General features: G+C 52.4%; 12 protein-coding genes and 1 tRNA gene. 5 read left to right on the forward strand and 8 right to left on the reverse strand.

Annotated elements, in window-relative coordinates:
• Positions 1–36: 36 nt before the first annotated feature.
• From AC1DYF_RS32790 to AC1DYF_RS32805, 4 genes are all read right to left on the reverse strand, one after another.
• Positions 37–837 carry a transporter substrate-binding domain-containing protein gene (locus AC1DYF_RS32790; protein WP_477882090.1) on the reverse strand — a complete coding sequence of 267 codons (801 nt, stop codon included), beginning with the start codon at positions 835–837 and terminating at the stop codon, positions 37–39.
• A 74-nt stretch (positions 838–911) separates the two neighbouring features.
• The gene (locus AC1DYF_RS32795) at positions 912–2,849 is read right to left on the reverse strand and encodes a DUF2817 domain-containing protein (protein WP_477882092.1); all 1,938 of its coding nucleotides are present in this window, start codon (positions 2,847–2,849) and stop codon (positions 912–914) included.
• A gap of 130 nt (positions 2,850–2,979) precedes the next feature.
• On the reverse strand, positions 2,980–4,074 hold the full coding sequence (locus tag AC1DYF_RS32800) for a 2Fe-2S iron-sulfur cluster-binding protein (protein WP_477882070.1): 1,095 nt from the start codon (positions 4,072–4,074) through the stop codon (positions 2,980–2,982).
• A 13-nt stretch (positions 4,075–4,087) separates the two neighbouring features.
• On the reverse strand, positions 4,088–5,134 hold the full coding sequence (locus AC1DYF_RS32805) for an aromatic ring-hydroxylating dioxygenase subunit alpha (protein WP_477882072.1): 1,047 nt from the start codon (positions 5,132–5,134) through the stop codon (positions 4,088–4,090).
• A 126-nt stretch (positions 5,135–5,260) separates the two neighbouring features.
• Here AC1DYF_RS32805 and AC1DYF_RS32810 point away from each other — a divergent pair, with 126 nt between their 5' ends.
• The gene (locus AC1DYF_RS32810; RefSeq protein WP_477882074.1) at positions 5,261–6,181 is read left to right on the forward strand and encodes a LysR family transcriptional regulator; all 921 of its coding nucleotides are present in this window, start codon (positions 5,261–5,263) and stop codon (positions 6,179–6,181) included.
• A gap of 48 nt (positions 6,182–6,229) precedes the next feature.
• A complete protein-coding gene (locus AC1DYF_RS32815; protein WP_477882076.1) occupies positions 6,230–6,598 on the forward strand; it encodes a hypothetical protein in 369 nt (122 codons plus the stop codon).
• A gap of 85 nt (positions 6,599–6,683) precedes the next feature.
• On the opposite strand, the gene AC1DYF_RS32820 is transcribed toward AC1DYF_RS32815, so the two are convergent.
• Both AC1DYF_RS32820 and AC1DYF_RS32825 read right to left on the reverse strand, forming a co-directional pair.
• Positions 6,684–7,034 carry a CAP-Gly domain protein gene (locus AC1DYF_RS32820; RefSeq protein WP_477882078.1) on the reverse strand — a complete coding sequence of 117 codons (351 nt, stop codon included), beginning with the start codon at positions 7,032–7,034 and terminating at the stop codon, positions 6,684–6,686.
• Positions 7,035–7,361: 327 nt separating this feature from the next.
• Positions 7,362–7,438 (reverse strand) — tRNA-Arg (locus tag AC1DYF_RS32825).
• A gap of 567 nt (positions 7,439–8,005) precedes the next feature.
• Between AC1DYF_RS32825 and AC1DYF_RS32830 the strand changes: the two genes are divergently transcribed.
• On the forward strand, positions 8,006–10,816 hold the full coding sequence (locus AC1DYF_RS32830) for a BT4734/BF3469 family protein (RefSeq protein ID WP_477882079.1): 2,811 nt from the start codon (positions 8,006–8,008) through the stop codon (positions 10,814–10,816).
• 242 nt (positions 10,817–11,058) lie between these two features.
• Here AC1DYF_RS32830 and AC1DYF_RS32835 read toward each other — a convergent pair whose 3' ends face one another.
• Entirely contained in the window at positions 11,059–14,256 is a 3,198-nt protein-coding gene (locus AC1DYF_RS32835) for a metallophosphoesterase (RefSeq protein ID WP_477882081.1), read from the reverse strand.
• A 290-nt stretch (positions 14,257–14,546) separates the two neighbouring features.
• Between AC1DYF_RS32835 and AC1DYF_RS32840 the strand changes: the two genes are divergently transcribed.
• On the forward strand, positions 14,547–15,185 hold the full coding sequence (locus tag AC1DYF_RS32840) for a recombinase family protein (protein ID WP_477882083.1): 639 nt from the start codon (positions 14,547–14,549) through the stop codon (positions 15,183–15,185).
• Positions 15,186–15,213: 28 nt separating this feature from the next.
• The gene (locus AC1DYF_RS32845; protein ID WP_477882084.1) at positions 15,214–15,957 is read left to right on the forward strand and encodes a hypothetical protein; all 744 of its coding nucleotides are present in this window, start codon (positions 15,214–15,216) and stop codon (positions 15,955–15,957) included.
• Between the two features lie 359 nt (positions 15,958–16,316).
• On the opposite strand, the gene AC1DYF_RS32850 is transcribed toward AC1DYF_RS32845, so the two are convergent.
• Positions 16,317–17,153: a hypothetical protein gene (locus tag AC1DYF_RS32850; RefSeq protein ID WP_477882086.1), complete on the reverse strand. Its 837-nt coding sequence runs from the start codon at positions 17,151–17,153 to the stop codon at positions 16,317–16,319.
• Between the last annotated feature and the right edge of the window lie 459 nt (positions 17,154–17,612).

Genomic DNA, 17,612 nt, shown 5'->3' on the forward strand with positions numbered 1-17,612 from the left:
CGGCCTGCCCTTCGTCGCTGGAGGACGTCCATTGCGCTACAGTTTGCAGGGTCGTGAAATATCCGCCTTGAACCACTTCTGGCTGGCCTTGCCGATCGAGCCGTCATTGATCAGCTCGCAGAGAGCCTTGTCTATGCGACCTTTCAGCTCCGTGTTTTCCTGGGCAATGCCGACGCCGATACCTTCGCCCAATGTCGGGTCGAAGGTGCTCAGCACCTTGATGTCGACGAATTGGAAATCCTTGCCGTCAGGACGCGCAAGGAAATCCTGAAGGGCGGAGGCGTCGGCAAACGCCACTTCGACGCGGCCGCTTGCCAGATCGATCTGCATCTGGTCAAGCGTATCATAGGTTTTCAAGTCAGCGTTCGGTGCCCGCTTTTCCATGAAGTGGGCATGGGTGGTGCCCGCCTGCACGCCGACAGTGCGGCCGTCGAGCGATTTCAGCAGGCTATCAATGTCCTTGATGCCGGCAAGATCGGAGGATTTCTTGACCACGAACATGTTGGCAAGTTCAGCGTAGCCGATAGAGAAATTGATCTGCTTCTTGCGCTCAGCGGTGATCGACATGCCCGATATGATGACGTCGAAGCGCTTTGCCTTCAGCGCCGGGATGAGGCCGTCGAATGCCTGCACCACGAAGTGGCACTTCATTTGCAGCTTCGCACAAAGCAGACTGCCGACGTCCGCATCGAAGCCAGTTACATTCCCATTTGAATCCGCCATGCTCCATGGCGGATACTCGCCTTCCGTTCCGATTGACAACTCACCCTCAGCTGCGTGTGCGCTGCTGAGACCGGCAGCGAAGAACGTAGCAAGCAATAATTGTTTCAACTTCATGTTTTGGTTCCCCATTTGGCGTCCATTGATTATCCGCCCGGAGGCCCCCCGGGCGGCTCGAAGCCGGTAGAGCATCAAAGCGTGCGAGCCAGGAACTGGCGCATGCGCTCGGAGCGTGGATTAGAAAACAACTCCGCCGGCGCACCCTCTTCCTCCACCTTTCCTTGGTGGAGAAAGAGGACCTTGTGTGAGACCTCGCGCGCGAACTGCATCTCATGCGTCACGAGGATCATCGTATTTCCTTCTTCGGCCAGCTGCCGGATCACGCGCAGGACTTCACCGACCAATTCGGGATCCAGTGCCGAGGTCGGCTCATCCAGCAGAATGACCTTTGGGCGCATGGCCAGCGTGCGCGCGATAGCGGCGCGCTGCTGCTGACCGCCCGAAAGCTGGCCCGGATATTGTGCATGCTTGTCGGAGAGACCAACCTTCTTCAAAAGTGCATGGGCGTTGTCCATTGCCCCCTTTCGATCATCCTTCAGCACATGCAGCGGCGCCTCTATGATGTTTTCGAGAACGGTCATGTGTGGCCACAGGTTGAAATTCTGGAAAACCATGCCGACGCGGGCGCGGATGCGCTCGACCTGGCGCAGATCGGCTGGTGAAGCTCTGCCGTCCGCTGATTTTTTCATGCGGATCTCTTCGCCGTCGATAATGATGCGACCGTCATTCGGTTGTTCGAGGAGATTGATGCAGCGCAGGAAGGTGCTTTTTCCGGAGCCCGACGAGCCGATCATCGACACCACTTCACCAGGTTGGGCCGAAACACTGACGCCATTGAGCACGGCCAGTGTCCCGAAACGCTTATGGACATCATGCACCTCAAGCGCCGGTCTTTCTCCGACCCTTGGTCCGACCGATTTCAAATGCGAGACCACTGCAACGGTGGCCACAGCAATCAACGGCTTTTCAATGCCAGCGCCACCGATTGTCTTTAGGTCAGCGAAGGCGCGATCGAAGTAGCGGAGACACGCCGACAGACAGTTGCGCTGCCAGTCCACATCATCGGGTATGAAAGCTGCGCGAAGGTCGGACTTGATCTTCCGCCCGAGTGGCGTATCGACGTTTCCGAACAAGTGAAGCCAATTGTCCGCCTGGACTGCGTCAGAGACTACGGCACCATCGAGCGTGCCACATTCGACGACAAGAGGCAGGACTTTCGCCTTGGGCAGGGCCTTTCGAACGGCAGCGGAGACATATCCGGTCGCCGTCGCTGCAATGCCCGTGGCCGTCGTTGCATTCTTTCCAGTCATGACAACGGAAAGCCCGGGCCCGAAGATGCCCCGACCCCAGTCGAGCCCGCCGTGGTCACTCTCGGCGACCGACAGAAGTGCTGGATAACCGTAGGGGCCGGCGCCCGTATGCAGGTCGAAAACGATGACTTCGGAGGCCTGCTGAGTGAAAGTCGATAGAATTTCGTTCAGGATGCGATTGGACCAGACTGGCCCTTCGCCACCATAGAAAACCCCATCCGGAAAATCATACTGACCGGCCTCGATGATTGGCGCGATGCCGGCGTAGCCGCCATGCTGAGTTTTGGCGGTCTCCAGCGCCTCGGCTGCCCTATCGCGCTCCGGACCTTCCCACTCCCTACAGACGAGCGCACCGTGGAGACCAGCATATTTTTCATTGCTCGGCGCTCCCCTTTCCCAATCTATGAAATTGCGGTTGAGGTCGACATTGTCCTCATTGACCCTTCGCAACCAGGCGGTGCCCCAGGGATTGATGAGATGGATCATCAAAACCGCGGTGTCGTCGGGCAGCAACCACGGAGAATTTTGTGCGAGCCATGCGGTCTGGCAGGCCGAGCCGAACGCGCCTTCCACACCATGTGTCCCCGAAATCAGAACCAGAAGCTTGGCAGCACCCTCGCGCCCGAGATAGGCAACATCCGTCGCCAGAAGTTCCCCATTCGGTCCATGAAGGGGGTGCCGATACTCAATGAGACTGGCGCCGGCTCGACGCCCCGCAGCAAGAAACCTGGCGCGCAGCGCCGAGAAGTCGGCAGCCAAGAGGTCAGGCGACGGAAGGGCCGCGACATGTGGATTAAGTGGGATTTCGACACGGATCGGATCGCTCACGCGCCCTCCTTTTGGAGAAATAGACATCAATAGTTCAAGTCGGCATTCGACATTGGCTTGCTCACAGATCGAGCACGACTGAGGATTTTGGTCTGGTGCAGCAGAGCAGCACGCGATCACGTGGCAGTTCCTCGAGGGGGTCCTCGAAATATTCCACCTCGCCGGAGATCAGCCCCTGCTCGCAGGTGCCGCACACGCCCGCCCGACAGGAAAACGTGAGCTCAATGCCCTGAGCTTCCAGGAAAGCCAGGATGGATTCGCTCGACCCATTCCAATCAAAGCTGCGCCCGGATTTTTCCAGCGCGACGCGGAATCCGTCACCGGCCGCGACCGACGTGACCGAAGCCGAGGGCTGCTTTGCTGTTTGTTCCATCTCAGAAAGCAAGCTCGCGGGGCCAAAGAATTCGTAGGCAATCCGCTGCTTGCTTACGCCAAGGCTGATGAGGATCCTGTACAGAGCCTGCATGAAGGGAGGCGGTCCGCACATATAAACGTCATAGTCATCAAGTGGCAGCAGACTCTGGATTGTCTCGCGCGATAGGAAGCCTGTAGAATGGCATCGTCCCGCTTTGAGATCGCCGGCCTCGGCGAAGCGATAACAATAATGAATGGTGACCCCCGACCTAATGCCGGCGAGCAGCTCCACCTCGTCGCGTAAGGCATGCACTGCCGCGCTATCGCAAGCGTGAATAAACCAGACCGGCCGATCGCTGTCCTTTGCCAACACGTTCAGCATCGATACTGTCGGCGTCAGCCCGACACCCCCGGAGAGCAGCACGACAGGCCTTGTGCTCGCATCGTCGAGCTTGAAAGATCCCCGAGGTAGGTCTATCTCGACAACAGTTCCAGGCTCGACTTCGTCATGCAGCCAGCAGGAACTCAAGCCTTCCGGCACACCAGTCGTTGGCGCAGCTTCCCGCTTGACCGTGATCCGATATTTCCCTTCTTCCCGGGGAGACGACGAAACTGTGTAGTTGCGCAGTACGTAGCCGCCCTCGCGATCCGGCACGCGGATGGTGAGGAACTGTCCCGCCTCAAATGTCCGCCAATTCCGCAGTTCCAGAGGTGCAAGCTGAAAAGACGTTATAGTGGCGCTTTCGCGCACCTTTGAAATCACCTCGAAAGGGCGGAACCGCGGAGCCATGGCATCCGGCATCTGGAACCGACCCTTACTCAGCCGCCGCAGGGATCGCGGCGGACTCTGCTTCCGCAGCGATCAACTGTGCCAGCTTGCGGCGAAACCGCATCGGACCGACATCGATCTTCAAGTCGAGGTTTGGCGTTTGCTTATTGGCCATGCCGTGATGCACCGCTTCGAGCACCACGCGATCCTCTTCGAAGGCACCGCGCACGGACTTCGCAAAGCTTGCCGAGACCTCCGCATCGTTCGGCGCGAAGTTACGCATCTGGAACCAGTAATATTTCGTGCGGTTCTCATCGACAGGCGTCATGAAGTTGTAGCTGTCCATGAGGAATGTGTTGTCGGGCAGCTGACGACCTTCGCCACCGGTATGTGCCGGAGCAAAGATAGCCTTTATGATGGCGTTGCTTGGATAGCGCACCTCATAGTGCTGTTTGCGGTCAGCGTTGCCTTCGAACTGCAGGAATGGCGCATAGAACGGGGCGGGTTCGGAATCGACCATCCAGCGCCAGACCGTGACGCCATCGTCCTTTACGGTTGTTTCCAGGGGCGTCTCCTCGCAGGCTGAGCTCGCGAATGAGGACACATGCACCCAGGCCACATGTGATGGATCGAGCAGGTTGTCCGTCATATAGAGGTAATGACAGTTGATCGTCATGGACTCGCCGCGATTGATTCCCCAAGCGGGATCATCGAAATGCTCGACCTCGAAAATATCCTTGGGATCGGCCTTGGCCGGCTCGCCCATCCATATCCACAGGAGGCCGTAGCGCTCTTCAATCGGATAGGATCGAACTTTTGCAACATGCGGGATGCGTTCCGCTCCCGGCACCCGGGTGCAGGTCCCGGAACAGTCGAAGGTCAAACCGTGGTACCCACATTCGACATCGTCGCCCTTGATGCGGCCCATCGAGAGCGGTAGCTTGCGATGCGGACACGCATCCTCGAGGGCGACGATCTTACCACCCTGCATACGATAGAGAACGATGTTTTCCCCAAGGATGGTTGTGGGCTTAAGTTCGCGACCGATTTCGTGATCCCAGGCGGCAACATACCAGGCGTTCTTGAGATACATTTCATCCTCCGCATAAATTGATTTTGGGCAATATCAGCCGATGCTGAACAGCCAACAAGGCGTCGCCCCTTGCGTTCTTTTTTAGAAAATCTAAAAGATATAGGATGTAGTTTGAGAGGTGTTCTAATGTCTTCGCCGACGCTTCGTGGCCTGCAAGCGTTTGAGGCTGTTGGACGATGTGGCACCGTCACTGCAGCCGCCCGAGAGCTCGGCGTGTCTCCGGGCGCGATTAGCCAGCAGGTGCGCAACGTCGAACAGTGTCTCGGGCTCACCCTGCTTGAACGAAAAGGGCGCCACCTGAACCTGACATCTTGGGGCCGTCTTTATTTCCTGGAAATTGCCAAAGGCTTCCAGCAGTTTGCCTATGCCGGACAAGTGCTCGAACGCGCTCGCAGCCAAAACAGCATCGTCCTGAGCGCCCTGTCATCGGTGGTGAACAAATGGATTGGCCGAAAGATTTTCGACTGGCAAGCACTGTATCCTGACGCCAGCGTTCGACTCCAGGGTCAGGAGGAGGAGCCGCGCCTTGGTTTCGACCAAGTCGATTTTCGGATTGCTTATGGCGGTCGCGCGGCCGCCTACGAACACGTCACCAAGTTGTTCACCGATTGGGTAGTCCCAGCTTGCGCTCCCACTTTGCTTAGCGATCGTTCGCTCAACGGCCCTTCAGATATTCTGAATTTTCCTCTCCTGAACGTTGAGTGGGAGGCTGTCTATCAACAGCCACCGCAGTGGATTGACTGGGCCAAGGCAATCAATGTCCACAGTAGCAAAAGGCTCTCCAGTCTGTCGTTTACGCTGTCAAGCAGCGCCATCGATGCAGCAGTAAACGGCAGGGGTTTCGTGCTCGCGCAAATTTCAATGATTTCAGAAGAACTGACGTCGGGCACACTTGTTGTGCCGTTCGATATTCGGCTCAAACTTCCGGAGAGCTACTTTCTCGCCTGGGACCGGACGGCCCTTGAGAAGCCGTTTGGAAAAAGGTTCCACAAATGGCTTCTGGACGTCGCGAAAAAGCAGAACGCCGTGTCAGCGCCCTCCGTTTGAACGCCAACCAAGGAAAGTTCGAGTAAGTATCCCCCGGCATTCGGGTGGGTGGAGTTTACAGCTGAACCACATGACGTCGAACCTCTGGGCGGGGATATATACGCCGCCGCGCTCGCTGCCGGCCAGGTTACCGCCTATGTGCCACCCACGGCCGAGGAAGCGCGTGCAGCACTGCCGGACCTCCGCGGCAAGCAGTTTCGCCTGGGAATGCGCGACCTCGGCGTGACTTCGGCAATGATGGACACCGCACTCGCCGCCATTGCCGATCAGAACCAGCGCGAGATCGCACAAATCGAGTGGGAAGACAGCGACAGCTATTCCCGCCTGCATCCACTCATCGCGCAGCTCGCGATCGTGCTTGGCAAGACCGATGAGCAGATCGATGCGGCTCGGGCAACGGCTTTAACTTACAACTGAGGGGCGTCAGATGAGCGTCGCAATATCCTTCGCATCTGCATCTTCAACCGTCCCTATCGGTGCCACCCGGCCGCGCCCGCCCAGCTCACACGTTCTCCTTCTTCCGCACTGGCGCCTTCGGCTTGTCGCCGGGCGGGACGTCCGGACTTGGCGCAAGCAGTTTTCTCAGCGACCCGATCTTGTCTTTAACCAGCGGCCGGAACCGCGACGCGCGGTAGGGCATGTCGGCCGCGCCATAACCTTCCGGGCCATCATCGTTGCCACGGTGGATTTCCTCGACTTTGATTCCCAGGAATTCGCCGTCGACATAATGCTTGTACATGCCGATCCACCGAATGGTGTAGATCTGGCCTTTGCGGATGACCTGGTCGATCGAGACATTCTTGAATTTGTCGTCGATGCAAACGACCTGCTGCCCCACATAGAAATCGTTCATTGCGCTTCTCAATCCTCGTTCGCGCGGATATTAGCGCAGCCGATCAAATCGACAAGTTGTCGTTTGCTGCCAGAAAACATTCTCGTTTGGAATATTTCCTGGCCGTCGCTGTCTTGCTGTTTGAAAAGCGTTCTCGCTTATAACGCCTTTTTGCCCTCACATCCGACAACGTTCGTCTCGCTACCGAACCGATCGCGCGCATGGCTCAGTCCATGTTGCATTTCATGTCGCATGGATTCGCCGCGTATCAATTGAAATGGCTGGAAATCTCGGAAACTCGCTGCAACACATACGGGGCAACATAATAGTGTAAGTCATTGAATTTTATGGTGATCCCGGCGCGATTCGAACGCGCGACCCCCAGATTAGGAATCTGGTGCTCTATCCTGCTGAGCTACGGGACCATTGAGCCATCCATACAAAACCAGCACCGTTTCGCCAAGTGGTTTTCGGGAAAGGCGATGAATTCATGGATTCCGTAGCATATCTGCGCTTAATTGACCTCTTCCGGCCTATACCACACCATTTGCGAATTGACGTTTGCGTGCCCCCGAGTCTGCCGCAAGAGCCATCGTTGTGACAGAAAATGTGACAACGATGGAAGCAAGTCAATAGCAACAATCGACATCGTTGAGGTCATCCCGAAATCCTGCCGCATGCAATAATGATCTGATTTCATTGAACTTTGTAGAGGAGCTTCTTGAAACGGAAGTGACGCCATCCCATATAGTATTGGATGTCGGCCGCCGCCATTGAGTACCTACCCGTTGGTACTCGGGATTTGAGATCACAACCAAAGAACGCTTTTATTATCTATACAACTAATGGAATATCCGCCATTTTTGGCGATTATATATATAATATATAAGTATATCGCCAAAAACGGCGGATAAATATAAAATTAAGAAACCGAAGGTTTCTTGCCGCTTGCGGCCACATTTTAATCTTATAATTGCAAACGAAAGAACCACATGGAACTAAATTACATTAACGATATCGAATCGCAGCCTATTGAAATTCGTTCAATCGACCAAATTATCCAAGAAATTCGACAGGATCAGCTTAGAGAAATCACTGCGAATATTCGGTCGGCGCCAGACAAAGCGGAACGCAATCGCCTAAAAAGGATGCTTCCTGCTTTTCGGCCGTGCGTGCAATCATCTGGGCGCCGTATCGATGGTGGTGCCGAAGCGACAGGCATTATACAATTCGACCTTGACAAGAAAGTTCTCGACTGTTCGGCGCTGAAGTCGAAGATAACTCAGCTTCCCGAAACCGCCTATGCCTTTATCTCACCGAGCGGTATGCTAAAGTTTGGGATACTTTCGGACTTTTCGTTTGATCCGAAGTGCTCGCTCGATAATAATCTTCAGCGATTTCAACATGCTTATGATCATGCAGATGCCTACGTGCATGAAGTTCTGAATGTCGAATTCGACCGTGCATGTCGCTCGATATCACAGCTTTGTTTTCTGTCCCATGACCCCGACGCATATTTCAATCCGACTGCTACACCGCTGAAAGTCAATGCTTTCTGCGATGTCGTCCCGACCGTTCAGCATCATGCGGGTCCTGAGTCTTTCAGCGGCGACATCGGGGCGCTTCTTGGCTTCATCCCTAAAGACCATGGATACGCAGATCGGCTGCCAATAAACATGGCTGTACTCGGACATATGGGCGAAGAGGGGATTGCTCTTTTATCGTCTCACTGGACGACTGATAGCCGAGGCAAATTGGCGAATGATCTGCAATATCAGCTACACCGATCACGCAGCGGGTGGCTCGGGACGCTGGTCAATGCAGCGAAGCGACACGGTTGGAATCCAGCACCAAAGACATCGAGCAGGAGAAATCAAAAGGCTCTTCCAAGCACATTCACCTTTCCTCCGCTCCTGTCGCAGGAGGATGCTTCCGAGAAATTGCGGAGCGAAATTGACGATTTTTTTCAAAATCAAGAATCTAAAATTGTTAAATCAACGTGCGGGTTCGGGAAGACAGAGTTCGTGCTGAGAGCTTTGGCCAAACTACCGGCCACGATAAACATCTTATTTTTGGTGCAGAACCATGGCTTGATAGATGAGCTCCGCCAGCGGTTAAGTGCCTTGATCGTAGAAGAAAGGAAATCGGCTCGGCCGGGATCAGCAATGTCCACGCATGTGGCGGTAAGGGGAAAGGCCTACAAATTTCCCAACGGCCGCAGCATGTGCGAGAACACCGCTCTGATCGAAAAATTCGGCTCAAGAATCCCTTCCAAATCCTGCTTCGCCTGCCCTTTTGCGATGGAATGCACATATACCGAGCAATTCAATAACCTTGCCAACATAAGGTTTGCTACATTCGAGGAGCTCTATGACAACCAAAGCCGTTTCTGGCACGGCACTCACTTGATCGGCGAAAGTATCCAGCCAAGACGGCAGGGGTTCACGCCCCAGTACATCATTATCGATGAAAATTGCATTCGCCTCGAAATCTGCGACGCCAGCCGAGAAACAGAAATCGAGAGCCTACAACAAATTTGCGATAGCTGCATCGAAGGAAAGAGCATCGTTGAGGCATGTCGGCAAGCCGGGCGGCAATTGAAGCTCGATTATGGAAGGCTCATGTCACAAAGTGCTGGTGACCCCACCAAAACTCAGCAGCTTTTGGAGTTGTTGCATCAGTTTCTGCAAAACGAGACTTCTGAGCAGGAAATTGCGGCCGCTGTACGCTTCACGGGAGGTAAACTGCGGCTGCGGCGGGTTAGGCCAGTGGCAAGCCGATATCGTGAAACGCCAACCTTGATCTTGGATGCAACAGCCGAGAAAGAGATTTATCAGGCCGTCTTTCCCAAGCTCGACTTCGTTGACATTCCAGTTGCAGTCGGAGCCGGCAATCGTGTGTTCCAAGTACAAAATTTCAACGTCACGAGACAGCAGCTGTCAATCGAGAAACGCAGAACTTCGGCGGCGGAACAACTCCAGCGGATTTCCGGGCGGTACGCATCCGTTGGCTTAATCACTTATCGAAAGATTCCTCACGTGCCCTCGGAAAATTTTGACTCGTTTTTGGCATCGCAAATTAAGGCGTCTCAGAACGGATATTTCGGCAACATTCGGGGCACGAATGCATTTGCCAACGTTGATTGCTTGATCATTTTCGGTCGCCATCGTTTTGGCGATGAGGAGCTCCAGCGTTACGCTGAAGCAATATATGGAGCTGAGGTCTCGCTCGAAAAGGAATATGCAAACGTCCCCGTCAGGATGGCGGATGGCACGGCAAAATCGCTTTCAAACTTTGTCTTCAAGGACGCCCGTATACGAAGCGTCTATCGGCAATTCTGCACTTCTGAATCCGTACAGGCGGTGGGCCGAGGGCGCCTGTTTCACGGCCGAACGAAAGATGTTTATATCTTCTCGAATGAAAGTCTCGGCGCCCATGTTGGCATCACGGATTTCATCGACTTTGAGTATCCTCAGTTCTCGGAAATAAACCCAATTCCTGCTGACACTAAAATTTTCCAGGACAAGCGGTCCGAACTCGTGAACCTCGGGTTTAGTGATTATCACATCAAAACCAACCATGATGAGGTTGTTACCTGGATACTCGAACAAGGCTTCGATCGATATGTGGTCAAATACATGACCGAGCAATACAAAAAGAAAGAGGGAAATTTCTTTGCACGAGGCGAGCCAGATATTCGCCTACATTTTGGGCCGAGATTGAGAAGCGTTGAACCAGTTCCATCAACGTCGAAGGAGGTTGCCGCCTCGTCAGAACACATACTTCTTCAGGCCGCCGAATAGAGTCTAATGCACGACTGATCTTTGACACACAGCCGTGCATACCCTAACTGCTTGTCGAAAAATTACAATTTTTACAAGAAGTTTGGAAATTCCGTTTTGCTCCCAGATGACATACTGCAGTCGCATTAGTTGGGATATACAGCGGTAGCTAGTAGGGCAGCACAGCTATCAAACCATCTTGTGTTTCAAAAGAAACCTGATGCCGGCGCCCCCGGGGGGCTTCCCAAATGGCCCTCTTGTCGCTACTCACCGGCTTCGGTGCCGTCTTCCTTGAACTGATGCTGCCGGATCGCATTAATTATAAGAGGCTTCTTAGCGGCTCTCTGCGGCTCGCCAGCTTTTTCGACCGCCAGTTCCAACTCAGCGACGATGTTTTCGAATCTCGTCGCAAGCTGAGATGGTAGCGGGCGAGAATTGTAATAGCTATAAAGTTGTTGGGTCACGGCTGCGATCGACCATCGGTCCAAATCTTTGAATTTGCCCCATGATTGTACCACGCTTAATGCCTTCTCCGGGTCTATCTCCAAGATGAGTGAAAAAACCAAGAATCGTTCGATCCGATCGAGCGAGGTGTCTCCGGCAATTTCTATCAGTAGCTTTAGAATTTTCTCGGTGCCCAAATTAATGTAAGCAATCTGGCATATGATGCTAGATATCACGGTCTTAATAACCGCCCCAACTTTCTCCATCAGGTTAGGAAGAGTGTCCTTTTCTTGATCGTTGAGCTTTGGCTCTTCAAGCAAGTCATTCCGAATTTCGACGAGAGCGTTTTGGAAGGCGTCAATCCAAAACACGCAGTATGAGGACCAAAGCTGTAGCGCTTGCCTGATGTGCTTTTCTTTATCTTTTGCACGGATGAATTCGAGATTCCTGATCACCTGGCTGTATGTGACCAGAAGCTTCCCAAACTGCACATGGTCATCCGCCGTGTCCTGCTCGAACAACGGATTTGTGGTACCTGCGGCCGCCTTCTTCGCAGACACACGATCGACCGCTTTCTGCTCGGCTCTATCCATTATTTCATCAATTTGCCTAGCGTTGAGCCTGCGAGACCGTATACGTTTTAGTTGTTTGGCAGTGTAGTCGCTTGGCGGCGCTCCCACAAAGAACTTGTCAACTTCTTCCTTAGGGAGGTTAGCCAGGGGAATTAGGTGCTTCCGTAATTCCTGATCCGCCATTGATAAGAAGGGTAGCTCTTGCCTAAAGCGAGATGTGTAAATGTCTACCTCTCCGCTATATCGCAGCCATTCATCGCCGTTGGATAGAACGATATTTCGGACGTCGTCGTGATCTCTGATGTAGCCGGCAACGAAATAATCCTGGTATCTACTGAACTTGAATTTGACGACGCCGTCGGTGCTCTCCAGGACGCCGCAATTTATAAACCCATTTACCATATCAGCACCGTCGTAAGGCAAAAGCCGTTCGTCCAGGTACTCACTCACATGCGCAACCAACGCATTCTTGCTCTTTCCGTTTGGCGAGGTCTTAAGCCAAAACGCAATGTCCTGTAGAACATGGTTCTTTGACGTGTAATCGAATTCCTTTCGAAGAGCTCCTCGGTAGTCCATTCTTCCCAATATATAATCAAGAACATTTTCGAGCAGTACCGCTTCATTCAAAAGCTCACCCTGTCCAACATTCTTAATTACCCACAGCAGAAGAGTAACTATATATCCCGTTCTCGGCAACCCGTTCCTTGCCATGTGAAACATTAGTTTTTGAAATATTTCTTGTGTATCATCATCGTCGGCAGGTTTTCCGACCCATCCTGCCGACAGAGCTCTTATATTATTCCGAGTGAGATTTCTAATTGCCACAAAAGTAGCGTTCTCAAACGTATTTTTAGTTTGCTTGTCACGAACGAGGGACAGGGCGTCGGACTTAGAAAGGAACACCCACCGGATATTTGTGTGTGTCTTTTTAAGCGTAAGCAACATATCGATGCGAGCACTGTCGTCTATGTCAACGTCGTCGACTATAACGAGAAGATCAAATTTCTCTATGTCTGATTTGGAGACAATATCGAGGACCTCTCCAGCATATCCACGCAACATAGGCCACAGAGCTACTTTCCAAGAGCTGGTCCTTTTGTTTGAGACAGTATCAAAATTACAAATTATGGGCAAACGAGGCCGATCGCTCCACCCTATGGAGCATTTATATGCTATGAAGTGTGCCAAACTTGTTTTGCCGTCTTGCGGCTTTCCGGAAACGACAATGTCTCCAGTTGCCTCAAGGAGCTCCTTCAATTCGGCAGCGTCRTCAATCGATTCCGACTCTTCCTCGGAGACTAGCTCACTTGCCTCCGTTTTTTTCGAGAGTGGAGGGCAGACATAATGACTATCAATATCTATCGGTTGATCGGCGTTTCCAACAAGATTTATGTGCCGGGTTGCGATCTCTTTGACCCGTGGTCCGGCTAGTCGAAGCGCCGCAGCGAATTTCGAAGCAGGTGACGCACTGTTCCGCAAATGAAGTGAGAACAACCCGTTGTCTGCAACTCGCTCTGCGGGCCGAAAGACCCTTCGCTCATCGACATATTCCCACAGTTTAAAGGTTGCAGTTGCGTTGCCAAGGTCGACGTCTATTATTGAGAAGCCGTTGAACCAGTCTCTCGACGAATATAAACAGGGTCCCTGGGAGATTATTGCCTCCCCCATGATGCTGGTCCGCCTTTCAGGCAGCGCCAGATGGACATGTCCATAGAACAGCATATCGAAATTTGCATACAGTCGGCGCTCCACCGCAAGCCGATCGTACGGCCTCAGCCAGTCCAAGGGATGATGAAATACTGCGAGCTTTACCTCACAATCGGAGATGGCTTCGTGAGCAAGATCGACGGCTCGCTCTCCAATGATTAGATTTCCTCGATCAATGTCGTCCGGCTCGCCGGTTGTTCGCCATGCGCTATTCAGTACAGCAATCCCAATCGTGGCGCCGTCGACCGTCATTGTTTTCGTAGCAAAGAAAGGGTTGCAGGTATCGAAACGGCGTTCAGCCTTGCTCCATACCGCTTCATAAAAGTTTGCAAGGCGATTTAAGGCTGGCGGAACGGCAGAGAGTGGCGCTTTCACATGCTGGTCGATGAAGCTATTGATGGCTTGAGACGAACTCAGCGTCTTCAAAAGACCGCTCTCTATGTATGCATCGGCTCTGACGACTTCCCTATCAATGTCGTGATTTCCAGGACATACGATAAACCTGTCTTCGGAGATCGGAATGACTGCCTGAATCTTCTTAACTACTTCGTCTTGAAATCGCTCAAAGTCAGCATTCGCACCGCCGGAATACACCAGGTCGCCGGAAAAAATCACAAGGTCGATATTTTGAAATTCAGCGCTATTAGCAGCCATGTGGCTTTGAAACGCTTGTAGAACGATATTTTGATCATATTTGCCGAACTTTAAGTGAAGGTCTGAGAGATGCAGCAATTTCATTCTAGTTTCCCAAAATTCCGGCAGCTGTTGCAAAATAGGTGGTGGCGCCTTCTTGCGTGCAACCATATGCTATATCGATAGTTAAAACAGCCGATTGATGAAGGGAGTTCACAAGAAAAGTTGTGGTGCTGGATGCTCCCATCTCTCTTGTCGCTCGGAAACGCACTCCGTTAGGGTATGCCTCTGCGGACAACGAAAAATGATCTCGGAATTTGTCCGTTAGGGTTTGACTCCATCTTTCGTACATGTAATTATACGGACATAGTCCTATCGGACAAATGGAGTCGGCAATGTCCACATTTCTTTATGCCCGTGTATCGACCGCCGAACAGACGCTTGCCCATCAGCAAGCTCATGCAGAGAAGGCAGGATTTCAATTCGACCACGTGATTGCAGACCATGGCGTTTCTGGTGTCGCTGTTCCGATGAAAGACAGGCCTGAAGGCCGGCGCCTTTTTGACATGCTCAGGAAGGGCGATGTTCTCGTGGTGCGGTGGGTTGATCGTCTCGGAAGAAACTATGCCGATGTTACCGATACGATCCGTGAATTCATTCGACGTGGCGTCGTGATCCGGACTGTCATCAACAATATGACTTTTGATGGCTCGACATGCGATCCAATGCAGATGGCAATCCGTGATGCGATGATTGCCTTTATGGCCGCAAGTGCCCAAGCTCAGGCCGAGGCAATAAAGGAATCGCAGCGAGCCGGTATCGCTCATGCCAAGTCGAAAGAGGAAGCCGTTTATCTTGGCCGGAAACCAAGCTTCAACCGAAGCCAGTTTGCGACGACATTGGATTTGCTAAGCAAGCAAACCGGAATATCCGAAATCGCAAAGATCACCGGTTTGACCCGGCAGACCGTCTATAGAATCCGAGACGATGTCGCCAGTGCGGAAAAATCGCTTGCAGTTTGGAACGTGGTCTGAGCGAATTCGAGCCGTGGGAGGGGCTGTCATGCGGTTCCAACTGATTGCATTCATCACGGCAAGCGTCTTCGCTAGCTCTGTCAATTTCGTGTACGGCACCGAGCAATGGTCGAGCGCTGACTGGTCCGTTTATGCGAGAGACGCCCAAGACGACGAGGACGACTGCTCGTGTTCACTCTCCTCAAAGTATGGGGTGTCGTTTCGCATGGTCGCATCGGACGACAAAAAGGAAATGCACTTGGAGTTGGGCAACGATCCGCACAACAAAACCAAGCCGCTCAAAGAGACTTACGACATAGGCTGGGCGTTTGATAACGGAGATTGGGGCACATTTTCCGCCAATTACATTCAGGAATTCGACAACATCACTATCGACGTTTCAAATCGTCTCGGCTTTTTGGAGCAGTTTGCACACTCCAAAGTTCTGGGCTTTATTGGCGAAGGCATTACCCGAAACATTGCCCTGCACGGTTCGAGAGCGGCCGTTGAGCAATTTCGCAAATGTCTGGCTCAATGCACTCAGCCGGCAACGGTGACGACAACACCAGCGGGAGCACGGCCAAGCATGGTTCCTTACGGCTCAAAGGAAGGACAGGAAGTCTCAGTTGTTTCGATCTCGGGCTTGAACACGGCACGGGCCGAAATCCAAGTGCGATACACCCGTGAAAATGCCAAGGCGTTTTGCGTAGGTTATATTCTCGATAAATCGGATGCCTGCATCGAAAGGGAGAGGAGTGATTTCTGCGTCAGTTCAAAATTGCAAATAGTGTGACGGCCAATTGTTTTACTGGTGAGTTTACCGACGTCTTCGGAAATCGCTTCCGCTATGAAGGCAGAAATCACGACCCGAACGTAATGAGCGATTTTCGAATCCGCTCGCTGAAAGACGACGCCATTCTCGAAGGCTCTGGCGCATCCGGGGCGACGACTGACTTGCTCGTATTCGAAGATATGTGCCCAAACGTGGTCAAGGCAGATGGGCTATGGATAAACAAATAGATTTGGTCATTCTCGCAGAAAAGACAATTCAAATTTAGCCGGGGCCGATAGCTATGAGGATATCTGGAAGGACTCATTTGGAACAGCCATGCAATACGTCAACATCCTGCATGAGTGAAAATCAATCTTTGTCTACGGCCTGTGTCCAAAAATAATAAACGGCCTTTCTCCCTCGATTAGCCAGCCTTCATTTGTTAATTTCTCTTTTATTGTCGCCTCCACGGAATTGGTAATTCTATATAAAGCATCGCTATACTGCGAATCTTCATCCAAAGTTGGTTGGCGATAGGCGGAATTGGGATTGATGGCTACAGCCGCCACAATTTCCGTCTGCAGTCTGTATAACTGGGGGGCACCTGCACTGCGAATGTCTGAGCTGACCTGAGGTCGGTTTCTGCCATCAACCCTTACCAACGTGACACAATACTCAACATCTTCGAAATACGGAGATGGTAGCACCTTACTTGGCTTTCTTCGATTGTCATAGCAACTCAGCTCCGGAGGCAGATTAGGCGTCCCAACATCGGCGAATGGCGCCAAATTTTCCTTCACCGCCTCATCGAAGAAAAATGTGATCCTGTCATCAGCTTTGGCTGCAACTGCCTGACTTTTTGACGAGTGTTCATCCTGAATTTCCACGGAAAATGCGAATTGGAAGTCCCTGAAGACCTCAATGCAGTCTATACACGTTGGAATGGAAGGTTGGTAAATCAGCCTTCCGGGCCTTCGCCGATAAATTGCGGGTGACCTTCCATTGTACCACTCATTTTCGGTCCCCAGGACAAGGCACCTATCTCCCCCTAGTGGAATATGCTTCTCTCTTGCATGCTTATATTCGCCCATCACAGGGCCAGTCTGGCACCACGGGCCGACACTTTCTGTCGTGTCAACAAGCTCTGCAGCTTCGCCGGCCGGAGTGCTCATTACAAGTGATATCGCTATGGCGCTAGCTCTCCATATTGCGGCCATCGTCATTCTTCGCATTGAGAGGTTCTGTGGCGAAATATCTTGTGATTATGAAGACCGTTGACGCATTGAGGAGTGCGACGCAAAAGGTTAGCAATCCTTTAAACGTCTCAGGTGACGGGGGCGTGCCACGATTGATCCCCGCCGCTGCGAATAATGCCAATTCGATGACCAATAGCATAGAAACCATGATTGGAGGCAGCTTAACAGCCCAACCCGGAATCGCCGGAATGTACCGTCGTTTATGGAGTTCGGGGTCTGTGAAAAAGCGATATACGGCCGCAACTTGACCAAGAAGGAACGGGAGGATTATTTCGAAACACGAAACTCGATCAGCATTTTCTAAGAGCCCGATTTAAAAGTAGTTGAGCGATAACAGCAGGTTGTGATTCCCTTTTGGTGCTAAATCAAAATGGGGTTTCCGATGACCTGGACTGTTATCGCTCGGCGTGAGCATAACCG

The organism is Rhizobium sp. P2_G9 (assembly GCF_056403475.1).

Coding starts and splice junctions, on each gene's coding strand:
- AC1DYF_RS32790 (WP_477882090.1), bottom strand. CDS start 837: ATGAAGTTGAAACAATTATTGCTTGCTACGTTCTTCGCTGCCGGTCTC.
- AC1DYF_RS32800 (WP_477882070.1), bottom strand. CDS start 4,074: ATGCCGGATGCCATGGCTCCGCGGTTCCGCCCTTTCGAGGTGATTTCA.
- AC1DYF_RS32805 (WP_477882072.1), bottom strand. CDS start 5,134: ATGTATCTCAAGAACGCCTGGTATGTTGCCGCCTGGGATCACGAAATC.
- AC1DYF_RS32810 (WP_477882074.1), top strand. CDS start 5,261: ATGTCTTCGCCGACGCTTCGTGGCCTGCAAGCGTTTGAGGCTGTTGGA.
- AC1DYF_RS32820 (WP_477882078.1), bottom strand. CDS start 7,034: ATGAACGATTTCTATGTGGGGCAGCAGGTCGTTTGCATCGACGACAAA.
- AC1DYF_RS32830 (WP_477882079.1), top strand. CDS start 8,006: ATGGAACTAAATTACATTAACGATATCGAATCGCAGCCTATTGAAATT.
- AC1DYF_RS32840 (WP_477882083.1), top strand. CDS start 14,547: ATGTCCACATTTCTTTATGCCCGTGTATCGACCGCCGAACAGACGCTT.
- AC1DYF_RS32845 (WP_477882084.1), top strand. CDS start 15,214: ATGCGGTTCCAACTGATTGCATTCATCACGGCAAGCGTCTTCGCTAGC.
- AC1DYF_RS32850 (WP_477882086.1), bottom strand. CDS start 17,153: ATGGCCGCAATATGGAGAGCTAGCGCCATAGCGATATCACTTGTAATG.